At 49.3% G+C, this 3,037-nt stretch carries 1 protein-coding gene and 1 pseudogene; both read right to left on the bottom strand.

Annotated elements, in window-relative coordinates; genetic code table 11:
* On the bottom strand, positions 1–2,571 hold a 2,571-nt coding region (gene traI, locus AB4496_RS00490), incomplete at its 3' end, for a conjugative transfer relaxase/helicase TraI (RefSeq protein ID WP_372130475.1).
* 93 nt (positions 2,572–2,664) lie between these two features.
* Positions 2,665–3,037, bottom strand: a pseudogene (locus AB4496_RS00485) (hypothetical protein); the annotation flags it as partial.

Below are 3,037 nucleotides of genomic sequence, written 5' to 3'. Positions count from 1 at the left end.
AAGTGCGCTTTGGGCTTTGTCTGGTTTGTCGGTGAAGATATCAAGGCGCTCTGTTTTTTCAGTCAGGTCGTTTATCAGGGGCTTAGATAGGGTAAATGCTTTGCCTGACAGTAAAGTATGGGCTTTTGGCTCAATATGGTGGGCGCCGTGAACGTAGTCGTATTGCAGCGGCGCGTCTTTTAGGCTCTCTAAGTTGACGCGCTGCGTTTCCCCTTTGCTCTCAAGCGTGAGGCTTTCTTTGTCAATGTGAGTGACAAGGTAGCTTTGGTTCGCGTCCAAGCCAGCAGGGAAGTGTTTGCCTAGCGTTTGAAGGCGTTCGCCTTGGGCGATATTGAGACTTTGCGGTTTATTGATTTGCATCTTCATGTGCTTAAAGGCGCGACTGGACGGGTCAAAGGTGTGTGATTGTCCATCGCGTTTGCTGAGTGCGGTCATGGTGTTGCTCTCTTTGTCGATACTGGCGATGACAAAACTCTGAGGTTTGTTTTTCTCCCAATGGGTGAGTGTCATGCCTGGTTTGTAGTGTTGAACGAGGGGTTGTTGCGCTTTAGAGAGGTGGTGAGGGGTTTGAGTGAATAGGGTGGTTTCGTGTCTGGCGAGGGCGCCGGTATTTTTGAGCTGGCCCCGTATCGCTTCGGTTAACCGCCGCTGCTCGACGCTGGAAGTGGCAATCACTTGCGTGTTGGCTTTATCGGGGAGGTCGGCGTACACCCGCGCTATCCTATCGGTATCATTGTCATGCAGTTTTACGTTGGTGTTGCTGGCTCGCTTGCCAACCCAAGAATGACTCTCCACATTGCCTTTTTGATACAGCGAGATAGCGTTATTGGCTTTAAATCCCTGACGGCTTGATACGCGATTAAGCATCACCACTTTACTGCTCGATTGTTTGGCTTTAGCGGTGAGGGCCAGCAACTCATTGGCGCTCATCTTATTGGCGTCATCGATGAGCAAGATGTCTTTATTGGTCAGCGGCGTATCGCTTTGCAGTAAGCTATGGGTAGTGTGGCGCTGCTCTGGTGAAAAGAGCTGACCGACCCAGGCGCTGAGTGTTTGACTCTTGCGCTGTACGCTCTCCATGCCCTCAGTCTTGGCTTTCACGCTTTGGGAGACCAATTGGACACGCTTACCGCTGTGATTGCCTACATTGAGTAGCTGCTGCGCAATACCCTGTGATGAGCCGTGTACATTGACCACATGGAACTGTTTGGTGGAGTGGTACAGCTCGGTCAGTATACGCTGCTGGCTTTCAGGGATAGCGAGCTTGTTGAGCGTGTTCGATTCAACGTGGGTGCGCATGTGATGCGCACGACCTTGTGTGCTGTCGATAAGCGCTTGTTCGTTATCAATTAAGCCTTTGGTGGTGTATTGCCCTTTTTGACTGAGTCCTATCAAGTCGCCCTGTTTAATCATTGCATCCGCGACTTTTTTGATATCAAGGGCGTTGAGTTGCACGCCGCCTTTGGTGAACTCTGAGGCGGTGAGTTCAATGATTTTTTCAAGGTGTAACGCAGTGCTGTATTGCCCTAGATGGTCAATGGCTCTGCTGATCGCGGCTTTGGTTTCACCGAGTGGCGGGGTATTTTGCGCTTCCTTTACTTGTTGCGCCATGGTGACAAGCTCTGCGGGGTCATACCCTTGCTCTTTTACGGTGCTTTGCCACTGTTTGTTGAGGCTGTCACTGCTCTGGTAGGTTTTGCTTTTACGAGTATCGAGGTTTGCTACGTCTTTCGCCGCGCGCGAGTCAAAGCCTAAATCGAGTGTGCGTTGGTCAATTTGTTGTTTGCGAGTGGACGACGCATCAAGAATAGGCTGAGGGACACCGCTGATTTCGAACTGACCGTTGCCGACGCCTCGCGTGGAATAACCGAGGGTTTCTGCCTCTTTAGCTAATTGGCTCTGGTACAAGATACCGTAGTATTTTTGGAAGTTGTAAATGCGCTCGCCAGTCCCGTTAATCACGCCCCCTTTTTGTTTTAGGCTGGTTGATAAAGCGCGTAAATCTCCTTCTTTATCGCGCGTCATGTTAGCGGCTAGCGCGTGCGAATGCACTTGCATGTCATTTTCACGGCTGGTCTTATGGCGTACGACTGCAAATAGCATCGAATCCGTATTTTCGTATTCTTGAACGCCTTTCTCATGGGTGACTTTGACTTGTGCTACGTCTTTCTCCAGCTCTGTTAAGGCGAACTTCACGGCGTTATTGTGCGCTTCAATGAGGCGGCTATCTCCGCCAATAAGCGCAAGAACGCTGAGGGATTTGGGCGCAGAAAAGGTCAGGTCGAAGCCCGATTTATGATCATCTCGTTTTCCTTTAATGGTTTCACCGCCAAGACTGCCTGAGAGTACCGATTCTAGGGTGGCTTGCTCTACGGGTTTACCCGCCAGTCCCGCTTCGATGGCCAGCTTGCCATGCCAGAAGGTGTTTTCTTCTTGGTCTTTTTCTTTGAGGTAATAGTTATCGCCCGCGTTTTTTTCTAAAGAGACGTCAGGTAGGTCTTTGGGGTTTTCTTCGCTGAGATAATATTTGGCAGCGCCAGAAGCGGATTTTAATGGGCTAATAGAAAGCATGAGTATTTTCCTTATGCAACGCAAATTGCCGCTAGCAGCAAAACTGAGCGGTGAGTGGAGGTTAAGGGGGAAGTGGAATTAAAAGAGGTGTGGTTACAAAATGATCCCAACACAAGCAAAGGAATTGCTAGCGGTTAACGTTCGTTCTTCGTGAATGATGACGCCATTTTCATCAATGTGAATGGATGTAATGCCCGCTTTAAATCGGTCTAACGCTACAATTTCTTCCTTGGTTAAATGCTTGCCATGAGTCAGGCATTCTAGATGGTTAAAGCTGTATTCATCGGCGGCCATCGCTAGTTTCGAAGAATCAGAATGCTTCATGCACTCATTGCCATACAGCCAATCTTGAGCACACTCTATATTTGGCTCTAACTGGTAAGTCATATGGTGGGTGACGCTTGCAAAAGAATGGGACTGGCTTGTCCATTTGTAGCTCACTTGAAAACAATCAACCTCATCGGGA

Origin of the sequence: Vibrio sp. 10N.222.46.A1 (assembly GCF_041473595.1) — a bacterium.
GTDB classification, from domain to species: domain Bacteria; phylum Pseudomonadota; class Gammaproteobacteria; order Enterobacterales; family Vibrionaceae; genus Vibrio; species Vibrio tasmaniensis_A.
This window is presented reverse-complemented; position numbering and strand designations above follow the sequence as displayed.